Annotated in this window: 19 protein-coding genes, 3 pseudogenes and 1 riboswitch; of the genes and pseudogenes, 20 read left to right on the forward strand and 2 right to left on the reverse strand. The window is 35.6% G+C overall.

Going from position 1 to position 19,224, the window contains the following annotated elements; translation table 11 throughout:
- Positions 1–244: 244 nt before the first annotated feature.
- The 9 genes from JMM81_RS15570 to thiW all read left to right on the forward strand — a co-directional run bounded on the left by JMM81_RS15570 (position 245) and on the right by thiW (position 7,543).
- Positions 245–1,063: an alpha/beta fold hydrolase gene (locus tag JMM81_RS15570; RefSeq protein WP_256242481.1), complete on the forward strand. Its 819-nt coding sequence runs from the start codon at positions 245–247 to the stop codon at positions 1,061–1,063.
- Positions 1,064–1,297: 234 nt separating this feature from the next.
- Complete coding sequence (locus JMM81_RS15575; protein ID WP_256242482.1) at positions 1,298–2,074, forward strand: SDR family NAD(P)-dependent oxidoreductase; 777 nt, start codon at positions 1,298–1,300, stop codon at positions 2,072–2,074.
- A gap of 48 nt (positions 2,075–2,122) precedes the next feature.
- Positions 2,123–2,290 (forward strand): hypothetical protein, encoded by a 168-nt coding sequence (locus JMM81_RS15580; RefSeq protein ID WP_256242483.1) that lies wholly within the window; start codon positions 2,123–2,125, stop codon positions 2,288–2,290.
- 24 nt (positions 2,291–2,314) lie between these two features.
- Positions 2,315–2,914, forward strand: a complete 600-nt coding sequence (locus tag JMM81_RS15585) for an amidohydrolase family protein (RefSeq protein ID WP_256242484.1) — start codon at positions 2,315–2,317, stop codon at positions 2,912–2,914.
- Positions 2,915–2,988: 74 nt separating this feature from the next.
- Positions 2,989–4,257 (forward strand): aromatic ring-hydroxylating oxygenase subunit alpha, encoded by a 1,269-nt coding sequence (locus JMM81_RS15590; protein WP_256242485.1) that lies wholly within the window; start codon positions 2,989–2,991, stop codon positions 4,255–4,257.
- On the forward strand, positions 4,254–4,733 hold the full coding sequence (locus JMM81_RS15595; protein WP_256242486.1) for an aromatic-ring-hydroxylating dioxygenase subunit beta: 480 nt from the start codon (positions 4,254–4,256) through the stop codon (positions 4,731–4,733). Before JMM81_RS15590 ends, JMM81_RS15595 begins: the two co-directional genes overlap by 4 nt.
- A 22-nt stretch (positions 4,734–4,755) precedes the next feature.
- Complete coding sequence (locus JMM81_RS15600; RefSeq protein WP_256242487.1) at positions 4,756–5,664, forward strand: VOC family protein; 909 nt, start codon at positions 4,756–4,758, stop codon at positions 5,662–5,664.
- Positions 5,665–5,946: 282 nt separating this feature from the next.
- The gene (locus JMM81_RS15605; protein WP_256242488.1) at positions 5,947–6,717 is read left to right on the forward strand and encodes a DUF3050 domain-containing protein; all 771 of its coding nucleotides are present in this window, start codon (positions 5,947–5,949) and stop codon (positions 6,715–6,717) included.
- 120 nt (positions 6,718–6,837) lie between these two features.
- Positions 6,838–6,949: riboswitch (TPP riboswitch) on the forward strand.
- A gap of 90 nt (positions 6,950–7,039) precedes the next feature.
- Positions 7,040–7,543 carry an energy coupling factor transporter S component ThiW gene (gene thiW / locus JMM81_RS15610; protein WP_256242489.1) on the forward strand — a complete coding sequence of 168 codons (504 nt, stop codon included), beginning with the start codon at positions 7,040–7,042 and terminating at the stop codon, positions 7,541–7,543.
- 127 nt (positions 7,544–7,670) lie between these two features.
- Here the strand turns inward: thiW and JMM81_RS15615 are convergent, their stop codons facing one another.
- A complete protein-coding gene (locus tag JMM81_RS15615; RefSeq protein ID WP_256242490.1) occupies positions 7,671–8,507 on the reverse strand; it encodes a methyl-accepting chemotaxis protein in 837 nt (278 codons plus the stop codon).
- Positions 8,508–8,910: 403 nt separating this feature from the next.
- Between JMM81_RS15615 and JMM81_RS15620 the strand changes: the two genes are divergently transcribed.
- Complete coding sequence (locus JMM81_RS15620) at positions 8,911–9,366, forward strand: flavin reductase family protein (RefSeq protein WP_256242555.1); 456 nt, start codon at positions 8,911–8,913, stop codon at positions 9,364–9,366.
- A gap of 190 nt (positions 9,367–9,556) precedes the next feature.
- A pseudogene (locus JMM81_RS15625) lies at positions 9,557–10,848 on the forward strand (molybdopterin-dependent oxidoreductase).
- Positions 10,849–10,968: 120 nt separating this feature from the next.
- Here JMM81_RS15625 and JMM81_RS15630 read toward each other — a convergent pair.
- Positions 10,969–11,352 (reverse strand): annotated as a pseudogene (locus JMM81_RS15630) (C40 family peptidase); the annotation flags it as partial.
- A gap of 711 nt (positions 11,353–12,063) precedes the next feature.
- On the opposite strand from JMM81_RS15630, the gene JMM81_RS15635 reads away from it, so the two are divergent.
- The 9 genes and pseudogenes from JMM81_RS15635 to JMM81_RS15670 all read left to right on the forward strand — a co-directional run bounded on the left by JMM81_RS15635 (position 12,064) and on the right by JMM81_RS15670 (position 19,064).
- Positions 12,064–12,885 carry a S1C family serine protease gene (locus tag JMM81_RS15635; protein ID WP_256242491.1) on the forward strand — a complete coding sequence of 274 codons (822 nt, stop codon included), beginning with the start codon at positions 12,064–12,066 and terminating at the stop codon, positions 12,883–12,885.
- A 55-nt stretch (positions 12,886–12,940) separates the two neighbouring features.
- Positions 12,941–13,045 (forward strand): annotated as a pseudogene (locus tag JMM81_RS23300) (glycoside hydrolase domain-containing protein); the annotation flags it as partial.
- 14 nt (positions 13,046–13,059) lie between these two features.
- Positions 13,060–13,245 carry a hypothetical protein gene (locus JMM81_RS15640; protein ID WP_256242492.1) on the forward strand — a complete coding sequence of 62 codons (186 nt, stop codon included), beginning with the start codon at positions 13,060–13,062 and terminating at the stop codon, positions 13,243–13,245.
- Positions 13,246–13,340: 95 nt separating this feature from the next.
- The gene (locus tag JMM81_RS15645; protein WP_256242493.1) at positions 13,341–15,125 is read left to right on the forward strand and encodes a LysM peptidoglycan-binding domain-containing protein; all 1,785 of its coding nucleotides are present in this window, start codon (positions 13,341–13,343) and stop codon (positions 15,123–15,125) included.
- A gap of 235 nt (positions 15,126–15,360) precedes the next feature.
- Positions 15,361–15,543 (forward strand): hypothetical protein, encoded by a 183-nt coding sequence (locus JMM81_RS15650; protein WP_256242494.1) that lies wholly within the window; start codon positions 15,361–15,363, stop codon positions 15,541–15,543.
- A gap of 65 nt (positions 15,544–15,608) precedes the next feature.
- Positions 15,609–15,866: a DUF2533 family protein gene (locus JMM81_RS15655; RefSeq protein WP_256242495.1), complete on the forward strand. Its 258-nt coding sequence runs from the start codon at positions 15,609–15,611 to the stop codon at positions 15,864–15,866.
- 317 nt (positions 15,867–16,183) lie between these two features.
- Positions 16,184–17,389, forward strand: a complete 1,206-nt coding sequence (locus JMM81_RS15660; protein ID WP_256242496.1) for a Bcr/CflA family efflux MFS transporter — start codon at positions 16,184–16,186, stop codon at positions 17,387–17,389.
- Between the two features lie 349 nt (positions 17,390–17,738).
- Positions 17,739–18,212 (forward strand): hypothetical protein, encoded by a 474-nt coding sequence (locus tag JMM81_RS15665; RefSeq protein WP_256242497.1) that lies wholly within the window; start codon positions 17,739–17,741, stop codon positions 18,210–18,212.
- A 183-nt stretch (positions 18,213–18,395) separates the two neighbouring features.
- Positions 18,396–19,064: a DUF4158 domain-containing protein gene (locus JMM81_RS15670; protein WP_256242499.1), complete on the forward strand. Its 669-nt coding sequence runs from the start codon at positions 18,396–18,398 to the stop codon at positions 19,062–19,064.
- Positions 19,065–19,224: the final 160 nt, after the last annotated feature.

Genomic DNA, 19,224 nt, shown 5'->3' on the forward strand with positions numbered 1-19,224 from the left:
TGTTAGATTTTTCTGAAAATATAGAATATACTTTAATTAAGCAAAAGAGATAGAAAATATTCAATTCTATCTTTTCTATACAACATTAGTATGTTATCAAAATAATGATCTGTAAAGAGGTGTTGAAGTTTAAATGAGCTTGTACATTTAGAAAAATTAGTTTAAATGCGATTACAGTAAAGTCAAAAACAAATACAGCAAGACAATGAAGCTTTAACAAAATCATACTATGAGGTGAAGGTAAATGGATAACTCTAAATATATAGACGTAAATGGGATTTCAACACATTATCATGAAAGTGGAGAAGGTGAACCTGTACTATTAATACACGGCTCAGGTCCAGGGGTCACTGCTTGGGCGAACTGGAGATTAATTATACCAAAGTTATCGGAAAACTTCCATGTGTTTGCACCTGATATTGTTGGCTTTGGTTATACAGAAAGACCCGAAGATATCGAATACGGTGTCGATACCTGGACGGATCACTTAATTCAATTTATAGAAGAGATCGGTCAAAGCCGAGTGCATATTATTGGAAACTCGCTTGGTGGAGCTCTAGCGTTACATATTGCAAATAAAAGACCGGATTTAGTTGATAAGATGGTGCTAATGGGTGCTGCCGGTTTACCATTTAAAATGACGTATGGATTAGATAAAGTATGGGGTTATGAGCCAAGTGTAGAAAATATGAAAAAACTTTTAGAAATCTTTGCCTATGATCAAGACTTTGCCACAGATGATTTAGCAGAGTTACGGTATCAAGCAAGCATCCAACCAGGTCTTCAAGAAGCATTTTCAAAAATGTTTGCTGAACCACGTCAAGAAAAATTAAATCAATTAGCCTTGCCAGAGGAACAAATCAAAAAAATTAATCATCAAGTATTAATGATTCATGGAAAGGACGATATCGTTGTTCCTTTTAAAGAAACAAGCTTAAAGTTTTTAGAACTCCTTCCAAATTCGGAGCTACATGTATTTTCCAACTGTGGTCATTGGACACAAATTGAGAAAAAAGATGAATTTGCTCAACTATGTGAAAGTTTCTTTCTCCGTAGTGAGTGAGACTAGTCATTAACATAAATCAGTAAAATGAAAACAATTCGATATAAGTTCATTAAAACAAATGAACTTATATCGAATTCACTGATCCTATAAGAAAACAAGTGAAGTTAAAAACTTGTTAATTAAAAACACCAGTAATGTAAACGGTTTCTAATAGATGCTTTGATATTCAACTATTAATCTAACTTCCATTATATATTTTGTACACTCATATGAAAAGAGGCGATATAAGTTATGCCCATTCAATCAGATAACCGTTCTTTAAAAGGAAAAGTTGCCATCGTGACAGGTTCTTCACGAGGTATCGGAAAAGCAGTTGCCCTAACCCTTTCGAAAGAGGGAGTAAAAGTTCTGATTACCGGAACAGAGGAAGAACGAACGAAGAAAGCTGTAGAGGAAATAGCTAAACAAACTGGTTCAGACATTGACTATTTTGTTGGAGACCTCTCGAAAGAAGAAAACGTAGTCGCTATGACAGAAAAAGCAATAAAGCGATGGGATAAAATAGATATTCTCGTTAATAATGCAGGTGGTGGAGTGATCCTCCCATTCTTAGAGCATAATGCAGAAACACTGAAACGAACCATTGATCGAAATCTATGGACTTGCGTCTGGTCTTGTCATAAAGTTCTTCCTTATATGATTCAACAAAATCATGGAAGAATCATTAATATCGGTGCAGATTCTGTCCGAAATGGGTTATGGGATCATGCCGCATACAATGCAGCAAAAGGCGGGGTTCATGCTTTAACAACTGGTTTGGCCAGGGAATTTGCCCAATATGATATTACCATAAATACAATCGCACCCCCTGCAGTTGAATCTGAACCATTAGAAAATATCAGAAAAAGCGATCCAGAATTAGCTGAAAAATATGTTGGGATTATTCCAAAAGGCAGAGGGGCCTATGAGGAAGAGATTGCTGATTCTGTATGGTATTTAGCGACAGAGAAAGCTGGATTTATTACAGGGCAAGTCATTAGTGTGAATGGCGGAAGTACGATGTTATAAGGAATAGATTGTAAGGGTAATCCAGCGAAAGGGGAGGTAGAAAAACGATTGATTATAGATGTTCATACCCATTTTGTCCCTGAAAACTTGCCAACAATGGCAGGAAGACTTGGTGGAGATAGGTGGTCAGCAACAAAGTGTGTTTGTGGGAAATCACATGATAAACAGGTGATGATATCCGGTAAAAATTTTAGAACGATTACAGACCAATGTTAGAGTCCTAAGCGCAGAATCGAAGATATGGATCATGAAAATGTGAACATACAAGTATTATCGCCTATGCCAGAATTGTTGTCCTATTGGTTTAGTGCGAATGATACTCTTGACTTCTCACGTCATATCAACTTTCAACTATCGGAATTTATAGCATCAAGCCCAGATCGTTTTTGGGGACTAGGAATGGTTCCATTACAAGATCCTGAATTAGCGGCAAAAATCGGATTTCCAACAGAAAATGCATTAGCCGTCGCTTCACTGATTACAGGGGGAATACTAGAAAAATCCCCTAACCTAAAAGTATTTGTTAGTCATGGTGGCGGAACGATTTCTACTATATTACCACGATTAAATTATGGCTGGGAAACGATGGAGGATATGAAAAAGATATGTCCTGAGCCCCCAATCCATTACGCACAGAAGATTTTTTACGATACATTAGTCTATGACACTCGTACTTTAAACTATTTAATCGAAACGGTTGGAACCAGTCAATTAATGATTGGATCTGATTATCCATTTGTCATTCGAGAGAAATTCCCTGGTCATTGGCTCGATCATTTAAACATCAGTGAAGAAGATAAAGAGGGTATTAGAAATAAGAATGCACTTAATTTTTTCTGAATATTTAGTAAATAATTACACCCGTAAATTACTTTTCTATTATGAATAAACAATCATTTTCAGGAGGGACTCTAATGAAAAAGTATATTGTTGATGACAAGTTAAATTCTGAGTTTTTAGTCCATCGTAGTGTATTTACTGAACAGGAAATTCTAGAAGCAGAACGAGATGAAATTTTCAGTAAATGTTGGTTATTTATTGGACATGAATCGGAGGTACAAAACAAGGGTGATTTTCATCGAAAAAAAGTAGGTGGTCGAAATTTACTATTCACACGTGGAAGTGATGGAGTTGTTAGAGCCTTGTATAATTCTTGTTCACACCGTGGTGCATTAGTTTGTCGAGAAAATAAAGGAAACGCAAAAGTATTTAGATGCTTTTATCACGCTTGGAGCTTTAATAATAAAGGTGAATTAGTGGGAATGCCTGGTAAAGAGGCTTTTCCAGAAACTTTTAACTGTGATGGGGCTAAAAATCTCCAAGAAGTAGCACGATTTGAAAATTTCCGTGGTTTCTACTTTGTTAATTTTGATAAAAATGCGATTTCTTTAGAAGATTATTTAGGAAACGCAAAAGAATATCTTGAATTAATAGCAGACCAATCAGATTTAGGAATGGAAGTTTTAGAGGAACCCCAACAATACAGTGTACGGGCAAATTGGAAGTTATTAGCTGAAAATAGTGTGGATTCCTATCATGGAATGCCAACACATAAGACTTATTTCGATATCGTTGCTACTCGTGGTGGTGAATTATCAAAGGAGGATCTTAAAGGTGTTGGAAATGATTTAGGAAATGGACATGGGGTGGTTGAATACAAAGCTCCATGGGGAAGACCAGTTGCAAAATGGATACCTGCTTGGGGAGAAGAAGGCAAGAGAGAAACCGATGAAATAAAAGCTAAGTTAACCGAAAAGTTTGGAGAGGAACGAGCAGACAGGATCGCTACGTATAACCGTAATCTATTAATATTTCCAAACTTAGTTATCAATGACATTATGGCGATTACGATCAGAACTTTTTATCCAACCGAACCGGAGTATATGGAAGTAACCGCCTATGCTTTAGCATCAAAAGGAGAAACGGATCAATTTAGATATAGAAGAAATGATAATTTCTTAGAATTCATAGGTCCAGGCGGATTTGCGACGCCAGATGATAATGAAGCACTTGAGTTGTGTCAAGAAGGCTTCTTAAATAATAAAGAAGTAGAATGGAATGATATTTCCAAAGGGATGATGAGGGAACAGCCTGAATCAAATGATGAAGAACAAATGCGTGCCTTCTGGAGACAATGGAATACCATTATGTCCCAAAAAGAAACTGGGAGGGTTCACGTATGAATATAACACGTCAAGAAATTGAAGCGTTTTTATATCAAGAGGCAGAATTACTGGATACCTGGCAAATGCAAGAATGGGCAGATTTATTTTCAACAGAGGGAACTTATGTGATTCCGCCAATTGGAAGTCCTGATGCAGATTTTAAAACGTCACTATTCTTAGTTCATGATGATCGTGCACGTCTAGAACAAAGGGCTTTACGTTTGTTGAAAAAAGAAGCCCATGTTGAATATCCACATTCACAGACTCTTCATAATGTGAGTAATGTAAGAATCGTGAATAATACAGAGGATGTGGTATCTGTAAGATGTAATTTTACAGCTTATCGTGCAAAACGTGATTTTCTTGATACGTATGTGGGTGTTAACGAATACGAATTTGTGAAAGAAGACGGCAAATTAAAAATTAAGTCTAAGAAAGTAATTCTTAAATTAGAAGCTTTACGTCCACAAGGAAAAGTAAGCATTATTTTATAAAAAGAAAAGGTGGTTGATATATATGTTTCGTTATAAAAAAATAGGTTATGTGGCATTAAATGTAACGGATGTTCAGAAATCAACGGAATTTTATGATAAAGAGGTTGGATTGTTGCATGTTGAAGAAAATGAAAAGGGTCTTTCATTCTTCCGTTGTAGCAATGACCATCATAATGTCATCTTATATCCTTCTACAGAATCAGGAATCAAGCGAGTTGGATTTCAAATGGAGAATGATCAAGAACTTGAAAAGACATACAATAAATTTGTGAAAAATGGATTAGACCCAAGGGAAGTTTCTGAAGCTGAATTAAAGGAACTTAAACAAGGAAGATCTTTCCGTATCGTGGAACCAAATACCGGTTTAGAGTTAGAGTTTTATAGTAAAATGATGCATATGATCAAGAATTTTGTCCCAACACATACAAAAATTCAAAGATTGGGACATGTGGTTCTTAATGTCATCGATGTCGATAGCACAATAAGGTTTTTTGAGGAAAACTTAAACTTTATTGTTTCAGATCATTTAGGTGAAAATGCATGGTTGCGTTGTTTCCCAAATCCTTATCACCATTCCTTTGCATTAATTAAAAATACTGAGAATAAATTACACCATGTGAACTTTATGGTAGAAGATATTGATGACATTGGGATTGCAAGAAATCGAATTTTAAACGGAGATGTTCCGATTGCCTTTGGGCCAGGCCGTCATGAACCTTCGGAGAGCATTTTCTTCTATTTCTTAGATCCTGATGGAATGACATTAGAATACAGTTTTGGAATGGAGGAATTTCCAGAAGAAAAGGCAAGGGATGCTCGTTTACTTGAGCCCTCTCCATGGACACTTGATCGATGGGGGGGAAAACCAAGTCCTCAATTTGCATCAAAAGGAAAGATTGAAGAAAAGTTTGAAAGTATGACAAATAAATAAGGATTTTGAATAGACTAATAGCTATAAAATAATTCGAAACAATCTTATTGAAAGAATAAAAAGTCTAGTAGCAAAACAGACATGTCGTGATGATATGTCTGTTTTGTTTGTAGTTACAGACGTATTTATAGGATAATAAACCAAAACAATAGTTGTAAAAACCTCAAAAAACTTTTATGAATCCTGTCCAATAAAATATTTAATAATTGGTAATTTTAGATTAGTATTTGGGTAATGTTGTATAATGAAACAAACTGAAATAAAAAATAAGGAGATTTTAACATGACAACTCAAGATTTAAGTAATTTAGAATCGATTCGAACAAAACTGGTATCTCATCCTATTTATCAAGAGATTACAACACCTGAAAGAGTGAAGGTGTTTATGAAACATCATGTATTTGCTGTGTGGGATTTTATGTGTTTGTTAAAAAGGTTACAAAAATCGGTTACATGTGTAGATGTGCCATGGTTTCCCTATGAAAAACCTCTATTTTCTCGTCTTATTAATGAAATTGTTGTGGCAGAAGAATCAGATATTGATGGGAAAGGTGGGTACAGTAGTCACTTTTCTCTTTATTTAGAGGCCATGGCTGAGTGTAGGGCAAATGCAGGGCCCTTTAACTCCTTCTTACAAAGCTTGAAAGAGGGAGCAGATTATCAAACAGCATTAGCAGAAAATAGCACGATAAGAAATAGTATAAAGGATTTTGTAGCATTTAATTTAGATTTAGCCATAAACGGGGAAGTTTATGAAGTAGCTTCTGCCTTTTTCTATGGACGTGAAGGGTTAATTCCAGAAATGTTTAAACCGTTAGTCGATTCATTGATGGAGACAGGCTCTTCAAGTGAGCGATTAGTTTTTTACTTAAATAGACATATAGAAGTAGATGAGGATCATCATGGTCCATTGGCGGAAAAGTTACTTCTTGAATTATGTGAAAATGATCCAACAAAAATAAGTAGAGCAAATATTATTGGAGAAAAATGCTTGGAGACCCGTACTAAATTATGGGATGGTGTGTTGGAAGAGATTAAAGAAAAAAATTTATAAAGGAAAAAACATAAATACGAGGAACAACTCGTGTTTATCTATCTATTGCTTGTATGACGAAATCTCAAAATAATCTTTACATTTTTTAATGATAGTATTATGATAGAAAAATAATATTTTAATAACTACTAGGGGTGCCCAAGTTAAAGGGCTGAGAGAAAGACGTGCTGTTTTTCAACTCTTTGGACCTGATCCGGCTTATACCGGCGTAGGAAAGTAGAACTGCTAACAACTTTTCTTCTTACTAACAAAGTCAGGTCCTACATTGGGTCTGGCTTTTTATCTTGCCTCATTATCTAATAACAATAAAGGAGAGTTTATTTTGAACAAAACATTAAAATTGACCATGACTGCTATGTTGGTTGCAATCGGGACATTAACAAGCCATCTTATCTACATACCTATTGGATTTACAAAAGTATTTCCCATTCAGCATTTTATCAATGTATTATCAGCTGTCTTATTAGGTCCAGCATATGCTGTCTTGCAAGCTTTTTCTGTATCATTGCTAAGAAATATCATGGGAACAGGTTCCATTTTCGCTTTTCCTGGGAGCATGATTGGAGCATTTTTAGCGGCTTATTTATTTATGAAAACAAAGAAACTATCGATGACGTTCTTCGGTGAAATCATCGGTACAGGGATTTTAGGAGCGATTGCATGTTATCCGTTAGCAACTCTTCTATTAGGGCAAGAGGCCGCTCTATTTGGTTTTATCCCAGCATTTATGGTTAGCTCGTTTGCTGGTTCCCTTTTTGGATATATCATGTTAAGTATCATTCTAAAGAATTCTGCTTTTAAGGCTCTTCAACAAAAAAACTTTTAGGAAGATGAAACTAGAAGTTCAAAAAATACTTTTTACATCATTTTAAATGATGTAGGCTACAATAAAAGAACAGCTATCAATGATAGCTGTTCTTTTATTGTAGCCTTTTGTTCTCGATGAAGCGCTATTATAATCGATTAGATAATTCCATCAAGAGTTTTGATATCTCTTCAAATCGATCAACCCGTGCATTAATTTCTTTCGCTTTTTCTAACTGGTTAATCACTGTATTATTAATGGAAGTAACTTCCTCTGTAATGTTCTGTAAATCCATTTGTAAATCATTTAATGTTTTTTCAATTTCTACACTAGCATCATTACTATTTCCTGATAGTTTTCTAATTTCATTTGCCACAACCCCGAATCCTCTACCCACTTCACCAATTCTAGCCGCTTCAATCGCCGCATTTAAACCAATTAATCTCGTTTGAGAAGAAATCGCTTTAATTGACTCCAAAATTTGATTGGTTTTTTGAAATTTAGTATTAATCTCATCAGCTTTTGTTTGTAGTATGATACTATCATTATTTAATTGGGAAGCTACTTGTAGAAATTGATCAATAATATTTCCTACTTCATCACTAGATACTAATAATTCTTCGGCACTTTTGTTTAATCCTGTCCAGGTCTCAATATTTCTAGCAATTCCTACAGAACCAATCACATTCCGAGTCTCATCAAAAATAGGATATCCATAAATTCTAACTGGAATCCCATATAAAGAAGCATCCATATTCTTTGCAGCAGGAGTTCTTGTTCGCATGGCCTCAGCCATTGCAGATTTAGGATTAACCGGATCTCCAGGAGAAATATTCAATTTAACGGTTTGACCGTCACGTTGAATGATAAACTTTTCTTTATCTGTAACGGCAAAACCCATATCAGTTTGCATCATCTCAGCAATCCATGGTGTAATCGCAATCAATGCTTGCATTAGTTCATTTCCACACACTCTCTTTTCCATTCTGTTCACCTTTCTTTATGTATAAAATTTATTTAGAAACAAAAATATACTCATTCTTCACCATTTATTATACATGAAATAACAATAGAGTAATATTCTTAAATAGGAAGATTTAACATTTTTAAATATATCTAGTTAAATACAGGAGAGATCATAGGCTAAAGCAAAATTATGGAAATAACACTAATAAGCATGTTATATTTAATATGTTTATTAGCATATTTATAGTAGAAACAATTCTTTATTTGTCATCTGAAAATTATAAGGAAAGAAATGCATTGTAAATAGGAATAATTTATCCGGTTACATGCCATTTCTTTATTTTACAACGATTTTAATAACGTTTAAGGAAGGTGTGTTTTAAGTGGATAAAAGTACAAATGAATCACGTTTCAAAGAAGTAATGGGGAATTACCCTACCGGGGTAACAGTTGTAACTACGGTTGATAAAGACGGCGCACCTGTTGGATTAACGGTTAATTCATTTGCTTCCGTATCATTAGATCCAACACTCATTTTATGGTCTATTGATCATCGAGTTTCTACATTAGATATTTTCAGAAATGCAGAGAAATTTGCTGTGCATACATTAGCTAGTGATCAAAGCGATATTTGTTCCCTTTTTGCCTCCAAAGGAACTGACCGTTTTGCGAACTGTGACTGGGAAATCTCTGAACATGGTCTACCGGTTATTTCTGGTGCTTACGGCGTGTTACAATGTAAATCGTTTAAAAACATAGAAGCTGGTGACCATACCATTTTAATCGGTGAAGTCATTGATATTCAAAATGAAGACAAAGAGCCATTACTATACCATAAAAGAAAATTCGGGAAAATCCCTAGTGAATTTTACAATTAATTTCAAAAATAGATGAATGGATTTAAAGTCTATTTATTATGAGAAAAACTCCTGTTGGTACTAGCAGGAGTTTTTACGGTACTCTGAAATCTATATTAAAAAGGAATTTCGTATTTTTTCAAGATACTATAATGATTTCTCTATTATGGTATCATTTATAAAAATTTTTATTAATGAAAGGATCTTAGATATGCAATCATATACTAATGTAGAAAATGGTGTTGTTCCTTAGGTCTGTTCTCTTGATTGTCCAGATCAATGCGGACTACTCTTACATAAAAAAGACGGAAAAATTATCAAAATCGAAGGAGACCCTGGTCACCCTGTGACAAAAGGGGATATTTGCAACAAAGTTCGAAATATGGGTGAACGAATATATGATTCTAAGAGACTTAAAACTCCCTTGAAACGTGTTGGACAAAAAGGCGATGGGAATTTTATCCCTATTAGTTGGGAAGAAGCAATCAAAACGATCGCAAATCATTGGAAAAAACTGATCGCAAAAGAAGGTCCAGAATCCATTCTTCCCTACAGTTTTTATGGAAATATGGGGAATATCACTGCAGAAGGAATGGATCGACGCTTCTTTAACCGTCTTGGATCAAGTCAATTAGATCGAACTATCTGCTCAACTGCTGGATCAGTAGGATATAAATACACAATGGGTGGAAGCTATGGTACTGATCCAGAAGAAATGACAGAAACCCAGTTATTTATCATGTGGGGAGTTAATGGCGTTAGTACAAATATGCATCAAATGATGATCGCACAAAAAGCTAGAAAAAAGGGAGCTAAAATTATTGTCATTGACGTTCATAAAAATCAAACTGGACGCATGGCTGATTGGTTTATCCCCATTATGCCTGGGACTGACGGGGCGCTCGCATTAGGAATCATGCATATTCTCTTCAAAGAAAAATTAGTGGATCAAGCATTTTTAGAAGTGTACACGATTGGATATGAAGAACTGGAAGATCATCTTGAGCAATATTCACCACAAAGTGTTTCCGATATTACAAGAGTACCTGTAGAAGATATCTATACATTAGCTCGGATGTATGGAACAATTTCTCCTCATTTCTGTTTATTCCTGCACCAAACCATAACTTTTTAAATTCTACGTTTTCGAATAATGAGAAACATATCCAACTTGAGAAAACATCTATATTATTTATGAACGGGCAAGATGCTGATCGTCTAGGAATAGAAAATGACACCGTTGTCCGTATATGGAACGACCGCGGGGAATGTGAATTAACGGTTTCTGTAGGTGATCAAGTTCTATCGGGAGTGGTTGTTAGCCAAGGCCTTTGGTCAGATATGCCTGGTAAAAAACAGTTGGTTAATGCATTAACTCCAAGTCGGATTGCCGATATGGGTGGCGGGGCTACATTTTTTTCAGGACGTGTAAATGTAGAAAAAATAGATAAAGAGATAGAAACGAAACTTTGTTCAATCGTTCAAGATAAGCTTCAAAAATGAATGAAGAGATAAACGGTTAAGAATCATGAGGATAGTAGAGTTTTGTCTCTGGCAAGGTTCTACTATCCTCATTTTAGTTAATGGTTTACCTGTTCATACAGCATTTCTTTTTTATGAAATTCATTCAACAATTCGAACGACTCGTCCATTAAATCTCTTTTTCCAATAACCCTTGGTCATATCTGCAATGGCCACACCCGTAGAACTTTGTGAACCGATAAATTTACCATTTCCAATATAAATGCCCACATGACCATCCTTTTTATAAGTATCAAAAAAAACGAGATCCCCTGGCTTCAATTCTTTTTCTGAAACTTGGCGACCAGAACTTTTTATGTAATCTGTACTAAGACCGACATCGATCCCTACTTGATTAAATGCCCAATGAACGAAGGCGGAGCAGTCAAATCTTCCATTGGCAATATCTTCTTCAGATCTTCCACCACCAAACACATAGACAGAATTGCCAATGTATTTGTAACCTGCTGAAATAACAGATTCTATATATTCTTGAGCTATGGCTGGAGTAGCCTCTATATCGGGGAAAGTTGATTCATGTTGTATTTGTTGTTGAGCGGAGTCAATACCCGTTTCATTACCACTTAAGTGATCAATCGATTCAGCATAACTCGTTGGAATCGTAGATTCACTCCCCATCCCTAATATGAATGTCGTACACAGAATCGTTAACCTCTTTTTAATAACTTGGCACCTTCTTTCGATTCTTTATTTGGTATTCTTTCTACTGAAATATTATCTAATGAAAGAACAAATTTATTCATTATTTAACTTCATTCAGCAGAAGTCCTCCACTTCTGTAAGTGGGGGATGAATGCAAAAAGCTCTCTGATTCAGTGGGGGTTCAAACCCCGACTGAATGAAGTTAAGCCTCCGGCGGATGCCTCGGATTTTTTAAAGGTCATTGATCGAGCGAGCTCGATCAAAATCCGGACGCAAATTCGGCGGGGCGAATTTGATAATAATATTTATGAAAAGGAAATGTCTGCTTAACGATCAAGCAAGTCATTTTTTCCCAGATGATAACACTCTAATAAGCCCACGACGACCTAGGACTAATACGTCGATAGCAATTGAGTTAAGATCTTTTTCATCGTCAAAATAACTCATTTTAGAAACAGGGTTTACATAAAAATCGGTATTTTATTATACCTAAGATATAATAAATACATACAGCCATACGATAAGGGGGAAAAAGTGGATAAAGAAAATAAAGATATAAATCTAGAACAAACGGATGAAGAAATGGATTGGGATGCTTTTTTTACAGAAGAAAATAACGAAGAATGGGAAGAAAACAAAAAAAGAAGGAAAAAGCGAAAAAGATTTATCGTTAAAATTGTTAGTTCTTTGCTAGTATTGGCTTTGTTAATAAGCGGATTAGGGATGTGGGTGAATATATTTAATATACCTGCTATTCACTTTGTTGAGGTGTCAAATAGACTATCAAAGAATCCAGAAGTGAAAGAATACAAGAACTCGATTGTAACGATTGAATGGGAAGGGGTAAAAGGAACAGGTTTTAATATCGATGCTAATGGATTAATTGTGACAAATGAGCATGTTGTTGAACATACAAATAGAGTGAATGTCCATTTTAAATCAGGAGGTTCTTATGCAGGGAAAGTCATTTCTAAGCACCCGAATTTAGATATTGCCATTGTTGATATCGAAGCCAATAACCTGTCAACCCTCCCGCTATCTTTTGAAAAAAAAGAAGAACAATGGGAAGGAGAGAGGGTTGTATTTATCGGGAACCCGTTAGCTTTTACTCAAATAGCCAATGAAGGAAAGATTGTGGGTGAAGTTGTGTTAAAAGACTGGGATATCCCCGTTTTGATGATTGAAGCCCCGATATATAAAGGCAATAGCGGCAGTCCTGTTATTAACCAAAATGGGGAAGTAATCGGCGTGATCTTTGCCACTTTACAAAATCCTTCCATCGAGACGAAAGAAATTATTGGAGTTGCAATACCATCACAATACATAGAGACGATCTTACAAAATGTAATTGAGTAATATTATATGCCCTCCCCAAACAAATTGAATCATTCACATTATGAAGCGACGGAAACCGAATTGGGGAGGAAATGTATGGTTATGGCAATATGGAAGAGATGCAAAAGGATGTCCAATTGATACAAACCTTGCTGACTCTAGAGTCTTAGCTTCTTTATGATAATAAAGGAGGGGATGGAAAAAGAATACCAAAATGGTTATAATCCAAAAATGGAAAAAACTTGTGATTGTTGTTTATACTTTCACCATGGTAATATCATCTTACAAACAACGCCAACGTTTGATACGCAATCATTTATCCGATATACGTTGGCGTTGTTTGAAACAAAATTGAAAAAAGCAAACACTGAAGAGCTATGATTTTCAAAAATCATAGCTTATTTTAATGTCATACAAAATATTATAACTAAAGGAAACGATAGTAACATTCTATTTGGTTAAAGGAGAAGAGAGGAATGGAACCTTATCAAAGACATGAAATTAGAAAAATCAGCACACAATCAGATGGCTTTTCCTTAATTCTCCATCTTGATAATTATTTAACAGAATTTTCAGATGAGTTAGGCAAAGATCCAAAAGTAAGAAAAGATCTTTTAGGCACTGCACAACGAATATTAAAAGAACGATACCCAGATTTAAAGGTATCTATGGTCAAGATTATAATTGGCGGGATGGTTGTTTCATCTATTTCATTAATTGATCAAATGAATAATGCACAAGCAGCTGAACTAACGGTAAAAACTTCTCAAGGGGCACAAGCGAATCATATTTACTATCAGGTTTCATCCGGAGAAACGCTTTGGATTATATCAAGAAAGTTTAATACTTCCGTTGATCATATTAAACGAGCAAATAATCTCACATCAGATGTGTTGCAATTAAATCAACGGTTAATCATCCCGAAAGCCTTTCATATAGTGAAGACAGGTGATTATTTAACGGTTCTTGCAAAAAAATATGGAACAACGGTGGATGGGATCAAAAAAGCAAATATTTTAGCGAGTGACACAACTCGTCTTGGTCAAACCTTAATTATTCCTACTTTAATTGGTGAAATGCAAAAAACAAACATAACACCGACGCCTGTATCTTCACAAGCGGTAAGTACATATACGGTTATGTCGGGTGATAGCTTATCTGTGATCGCCAAACGATTGGGAGTATCAACCGAATCGTTACGAAGTTCAAATAATCTCAAAACCGATATCATTCGAGTAGGACAGGAGTTGAAAATTCCTACTAGTGGTGAAGTTACTCCATCAGCATCTACTTCTACAACAGTTTCGACATATATGGTTGTGTCAGGTGATAGCTTATCTGTGATCGCCAAACGATTGGGAGTATCAACCGAATCGTTACGAAATGCAAATAATTTAACAACCGATATCATTCGGGTGGGTCAAAAATTAACAATTCCTTCAAAAAATACAAATACAGTGCAACCAACACCAGATCCAGTTGTCCAAGAAAATAGAACAACTTTTACCTATTCTGTTCGAACAGGTGACAGTTTATCTGTGATTGCTAACCGATTTGGAGTAGCCATTGCTGCCATTCAAACAACAAATAATTTAAAGACGGACACATTACAGGTAGGTCAAGTCTTAACGATACCCAGTGGGATAGACGCACCCGCACAAACAGGTGCAAACACCATTACTTATCTCAACCATACCATCGCTTCTGGTGACAACATTTGGGATTTAAGCGTACGATACGGGATCCCACAAGCCGAATTGTTACGTGTAAACAGCTTAACTATGAATAGTAGACTTTCTATTGGACAAAAGATAAAAGTCCCCGTACACAATATTGCCGTAAAACAAGTAGTGAGCGAAAAGAATGGAGAGTATTTGGATTGGCGGACAGAAGCGCAATACATTTTTACGATAAATAAAACAGCAAAAGTAACAGATATTGCAACAGGAAAAATCTTTGATATCAAACGCACCATTGGGGCAAACCATGCAGATTCCGAAACTGTAACGGTTAATGATACAAATGTGGCAAAGTCAATTTGGGGCGGCTTTTCTTGGACTCCCCGAGCGGTCATTTTAGAAGTAGACGGAAGAAAAATAGCGGCAAGCATGAGCTTTATGCCTCATGAACGAGAATATATTGCCAACAATGGAATTACAGGCCATTTTGATGTGTATTTTGGTAATAGTACACGACATAAAGATGGCAAGGGAGACTCTAGCCATCAAGCACAGGTGGAAAAAGCGGCAGGTATGCGTTGATATTTCAGTAGTAAGAAGGATATCCCTGCAGTAATCTTTTTGGAAAGAAGCACAACTGATACAGTAAAAAGGATCGAATCCAATACTAGATTGACGAAACTCGTACAAAAAGCAGCTGATGATGTATCTAAACAGTTGCTAGTAAGAAAAGCCCGAGAAAATAATCAGTGAAATTTTTATATTTTAGTATGATTTTTTATAAAATACACGTTACAATACAATTGGGGGTGATGATATGAATATTTCAGAACTATTAGGAACTAGTTATTTTAGCTTAGAGGCTGCACAAGTGGATAAAAGCCCTGAAGAACTAGTCGTAACGGAGGACAATGCAAAGTACTACATCGTTTCGCCTGAGGCATACGAAAAAACATTGCAATCGTTAAATTATAAAATTATCGTGAACGCGGGAGAGTAATATTGAGAGAGAGGAGATTTCAGATTCCTCTCTTATTACATTTTTAATTATAGGAGTGAACGATCATGAGTGTACATAAAGACATTACGTTACATGCTCAAAAACAAAATGAGCTTTTTACCCAATTTACGATCTTAGATCAACAACGTGAAGAGTATATCCAAGAGGCTCTCGAGTTATGTAAAGCAGGTAAGCCGTTTACAACAGATAAGATTAATGAAATCACAAATCAAATCAATATTCTTGCAAACCAAAGGTTAATACCTACTCGTAAGATCGTTACACCAGAAATGATTCGTGTATACGTAGAATCATCGAACTAAAATACACTATTTTCGGTTGCTACTTGTTGCCTGACAAGAATCAATGAATTTAACATTAGACAAAGAAAAAAATCAATAGACTGCCCCTAACAGCTATTGCTAAGGTAGATCACAAAAAAGGAGTAATTCGTTCTTTTTGAGGACTAATTACTCTTTTTATATTTTTTTCGAGTTACCCTCTTTTTTCCTCATAGGATTTTTAGGATTAATATGTATAAATCGGTTATATTAACTAATTAAGGAAAAAGACTAAATGAAAAGTATAAAGAAACTACTGAAAGAAAAAGAAGAGTTAGGTAGGAAGGTGTTTAAGATTCATGCTTCATAACCCAGCAGGAAAAGAGCGCTTAGTATTGGCGTTTCTTCTCAGCATGCTATCAATATTAGGGCCGCTTAATATTGATATGTATTTACCCAGTTTTCCCGATATTGCGTATGATTTAGGCGCACGTGCCTCACTTGTACAGCTTAGTTTAACCACGTGTTTGATCGGACTTGCGATCGGTCAGATCATTATTGGACCGATTAGTGATGTCCAAGGTAGAAGAAAACCCTTATTGATATCCATTTTCTTATTTGTGTTATCATCCCTTCTCTGTGCACTTGCACCGAATATTACTACGTTGGTGGTAGCTCGGTTTCTACAAGGTTTCACTGCTTCAGCAGGGATTGTCCTTTCTCGTGCTGTCGTACGTGATGTATTTAGTGGAAGAGAGCTTACGAAATTCTTCTCGCTTTTAATGGTCATAACTGCTGTTGCACCAATGATTGCACCAATAGCTGGTGGAGCCATTTTGCTCCTGCCCTTTGCAAGCTGGCATACGATTTTCTTCTTTTTAAGTTTATTTGGCCTTTTAATTATTTTGATTGTTGCTATGCAATTAAAGGAAACACTGCCACAAGAGAAACGAATTCCAAGTTCAGTTGGGCATTCCATTCGTACGATGGGGAGTTTGTTGAAGGATCGTTCTTTTATTGGTTATGCACTGATCGTCGGGTTTATTCACGGAGGGAGCTTTGCTTATGTGTCAGGAACTCCTTTTGTGTATCAGGGGATCTATGAGGTTTCGCCTCAAGTTTTTAGTATCCTCTTTGGCATTAATGGTTTAGCCATTATTACAGGGAGCTTTATCATTGGGCGCTTTGGTGGAATCATTCATGAAAGAAGCCTGCTTCGAGTTGCTGTCATTATTGCTGTAAGTGCAACCTTAATCCTTCTTATCATGACAATTATTGAAGGTCCATTAGCGACTCTTGTGATACCAATATTTATTTACATGACCTCTATCGGAATGATCTTAACAAGTACCTTTATACTAGCAATGGAACACCAAGGACATCGCGCAGGAAGTGCAAGTGCTGTGTTAGGCATGCTTCCATTATTAATCGGAGCTATCGTTTCTCCTCTCGTTGGTATTAATGAGGAGACAGCAGTACCAATGGGAGCCATATTGTTTATTACTTCTTCGATTGGTTCTATAGCCTTCTTTCGATTAACAAGGAGGACTACAGAACCAGCATGAAAGGAACATCCAGAAACAACCTTGAATTTATTTAAGGCTATGCTAAATAACAGTGTTGTGTTCTAATAGCCTTTGGTGTACGCGTCTATTACGTTATTCATACTGAATCAAACACATGACCGCATACATCAAAAGCCATTTATCAACAATAATTATTAACATAGCTATTTAAAAAGCAGAAACGTAACCACTGCTATTGATTTATCCTCTAATTTTAAATATCTCGATGGATTTGGGAAATAATAGCTTATGTAGGGTTCCACTAAATTTTCCGGAGGAGAACTAAATGACTTTTTAACTAGTTTCCAATTATTTAATAAATAAAAAATAGTTAAGGGATAGAGTACGTATGGGAAACCCAACAGAAAAATTATTATGGAGCATCGCTTTTCCAGGATTCGGTCAGTTTTTAAATGGAAAATATCTAAAAGGCTTTTTACTTGTTTTTTTGGAATTCTTAGTGAATATTCAAGCGAATTTTAACGAAGTAATTATGTTAAGTTTTCTAGGAGATATCGAACAAGCAATTGTACATACAGATTATCAGTGGTTAATGTTTTATCCCTGTTTATATTTTTATGCGATGTGGGATGCATTTAAAGATGCAGGAGGGGGAAAAGACCACTACGCTTTTTTTCCTCTTGTTTTTACTGCCTATTCTGTTACGGTCGGTTGTATTTATTCTTCAACTATCCAATTATTTGGTGTTCTATTAGGACCTGTTTGGCTTCCGATGTTATGTGTAATACCAGGACTCTTCTTGGGATTACTATTACGGACTATTATAACGAATATGAATAAGGTTAAAAAAGCGACCGATTGATACTGTCGCTTTTCTTTGCGTTTAGAGCCATTTTTTCTGTTTAGGGGGTACGGAAACGATTCGTAGATTGAGGGGCCACATGTGAAAATAATAGAATTAATAGCCGAACCTATCAAAATGATAGGTTTTTATTTTATTATAAAATAGGATTGTCGAAAAATTTAGATAAAGAAGGGATTTAAATTGCCAAGTATTCAGGATACCATCTACCCTAGATTTAAGAATAATCTAACGGAAAAGGACTTTGAAGAAGTATATACCCCCGAAATGAATGAAATAGAATGGGCAGAAGCTAAATCTAGAGGAAATTTGCAGAATTTAGCATTACTGGTATTAATTAAAATCGTACAAAAGCTTGGATTCTTTATACGTGTTGTCGATGTTCCAGAAGTGATTGTCATACATATTGCGAAAAAAGCACACTTACCTATGCCCACCAACGAAGAGTTGAAAATGTATAGTGAAACGAGAACAGCCAAACGCCATTTTCGCTTTATTCGAGATTATCTTCAGCTACGACCGTATGATCATGAAGCCCATCAAATAATAATTGATATAATGGGTAAACTCGCATTTAGTAAAGATGATCCGGCCGACTTAGTCAATGCTGCCATTGAAGAATTAATACGTCAACGATACGAATTACATGTTTATAATACATTAAAAGATACTGCTAATGATGTTCGAAATAAATCATATCGTGCCATCTATCATCAGATTGATCATGCACTAAATGATGAACAAAAAAAGAACATAGATCAACTTTTTCAGATACCTGAAGGCGCTACCTACAGTCCTTGGAATGAAATAAAAGAGGACGCAAAAAGAGCCACTTTATCACATCTAAACTGAATGATGAAAAGATGAAACAATTTGCTCAGGACATTGAAGATCGGCTAATTAGTTGTATAAATGGTAGTATTTAAATTAGTAAAAATAGTTCTATATAAAAAATAATAAAATGAGCCTCGAATATCGATGCTTATTTTATTGTCTTTGAAAAGGAAACACC

This window comes from Bacillus sp. V3B (assembly GCF_024494465.1).
In the GTDB taxonomy this organism is placed as follows: Bacteria; Bacillota; Bacilli; order Bacillales; family Cytobacillaceae; genus Bacillus_BD.

Excerpts from the sequence above, each read along its gene's own strand:
- JMM81_RS15645 (WP_256242493.1), top strand. The coding sequence starts at position 13,341 with ATGGAACCTTATCAAAGACATGAAATTAGAAAAATCAGCACACAATCA.
- JMM81_RS15620 (WP_256242555.1), top strand. The coding sequence starts at position 8,911 with ATGGGGAATTACCCTACCGGGGTAACAGTTGTAACTACGGTTGATAAA.
- JMM81_RS15660 (WP_256242496.1), top strand. The coding sequence starts at position 16,184 with ATGCTTCATAACCCAGCAGGAAAAGAGCGCTTAGTATTGGCGTTTCTT.
- JMM81_RS15615 (WP_256242490.1), bottom strand. The coding sequence starts at position 8,507 with ATGGAAAAGAGAGTGTGTGGAAATGAACTAATGCAAGCATTGATTGCG.
- JMM81_RS15600 (WP_256242487.1), top strand. The coding sequence starts at position 4,756 with ATGTTTCGTTATAAAAAAATAGGTTATGTGGCATTAAATGTAACGGAT.
- JMM81_RS15665 (WP_256242497.1), top strand. The coding sequence starts at position 17,739 with ATGGGAAACCCAACAGAAAAATTATTATGGAGCATCGCTTTTCCAGGA.
- JMM81_RS15655 (WP_256242495.1), top strand. The coding sequence starts at position 15,609 with ATGAGTGTACATAAAGACATTACGTTACATGCTCAAAAACAAAATGAG.
- JMM81_RS15590 (WP_256242485.1), top strand. The coding sequence starts at position 2,989 with ATGAAAAAGTATATTGTTGATGACAAGTTAAATTCTGAGTTTTTAGTC.
- JMM81_RS15640 (WP_256242492.1), top strand. The coding sequence starts at position 13,060 with ATGGAAAAAGAATACCAAAATGGTTATAATCCAAAAATGGAAAAAACT.
- JMM81_RS15570 (WP_256242481.1), top strand. The coding sequence starts at position 245 with ATGGATAACTCTAAATATATAGACGTAAATGGGATTTCAACACATTAT.
- JMM81_RS15575 (WP_256242482.1), top strand. The coding sequence starts at position 1,298 with ATGCCCATTCAATCAGATAACCGTTCTTTAAAAGGAAAAGTTGCCATC.
- JMM81_RS15595 (WP_256242486.1), top strand. The coding sequence starts at position 4,254 with ATGAATATAACACGTCAAGAAATTGAAGCGTTTTTATATCAAGAGGCA.
- JMM81_RS15650 (WP_256242494.1), top strand. The coding sequence starts at position 15,361 with ATGAATATTTCAGAACTATTAGGAACTAGTTATTTTAGCTTAGAGGCT.
- JMM81_RS15605 (WP_256242488.1), top strand. The coding sequence starts at position 5,947 with ATGACAACTCAAGATTTAAGTAATTTAGAATCGATTCGAACAAAACTG.
- JMM81_RS15585 (WP_256242484.1), top strand. The coding sequence starts at position 2,315 with ATGGATCATGAAAATGTGAACATACAAGTATTATCGCCTATGCCAGAA.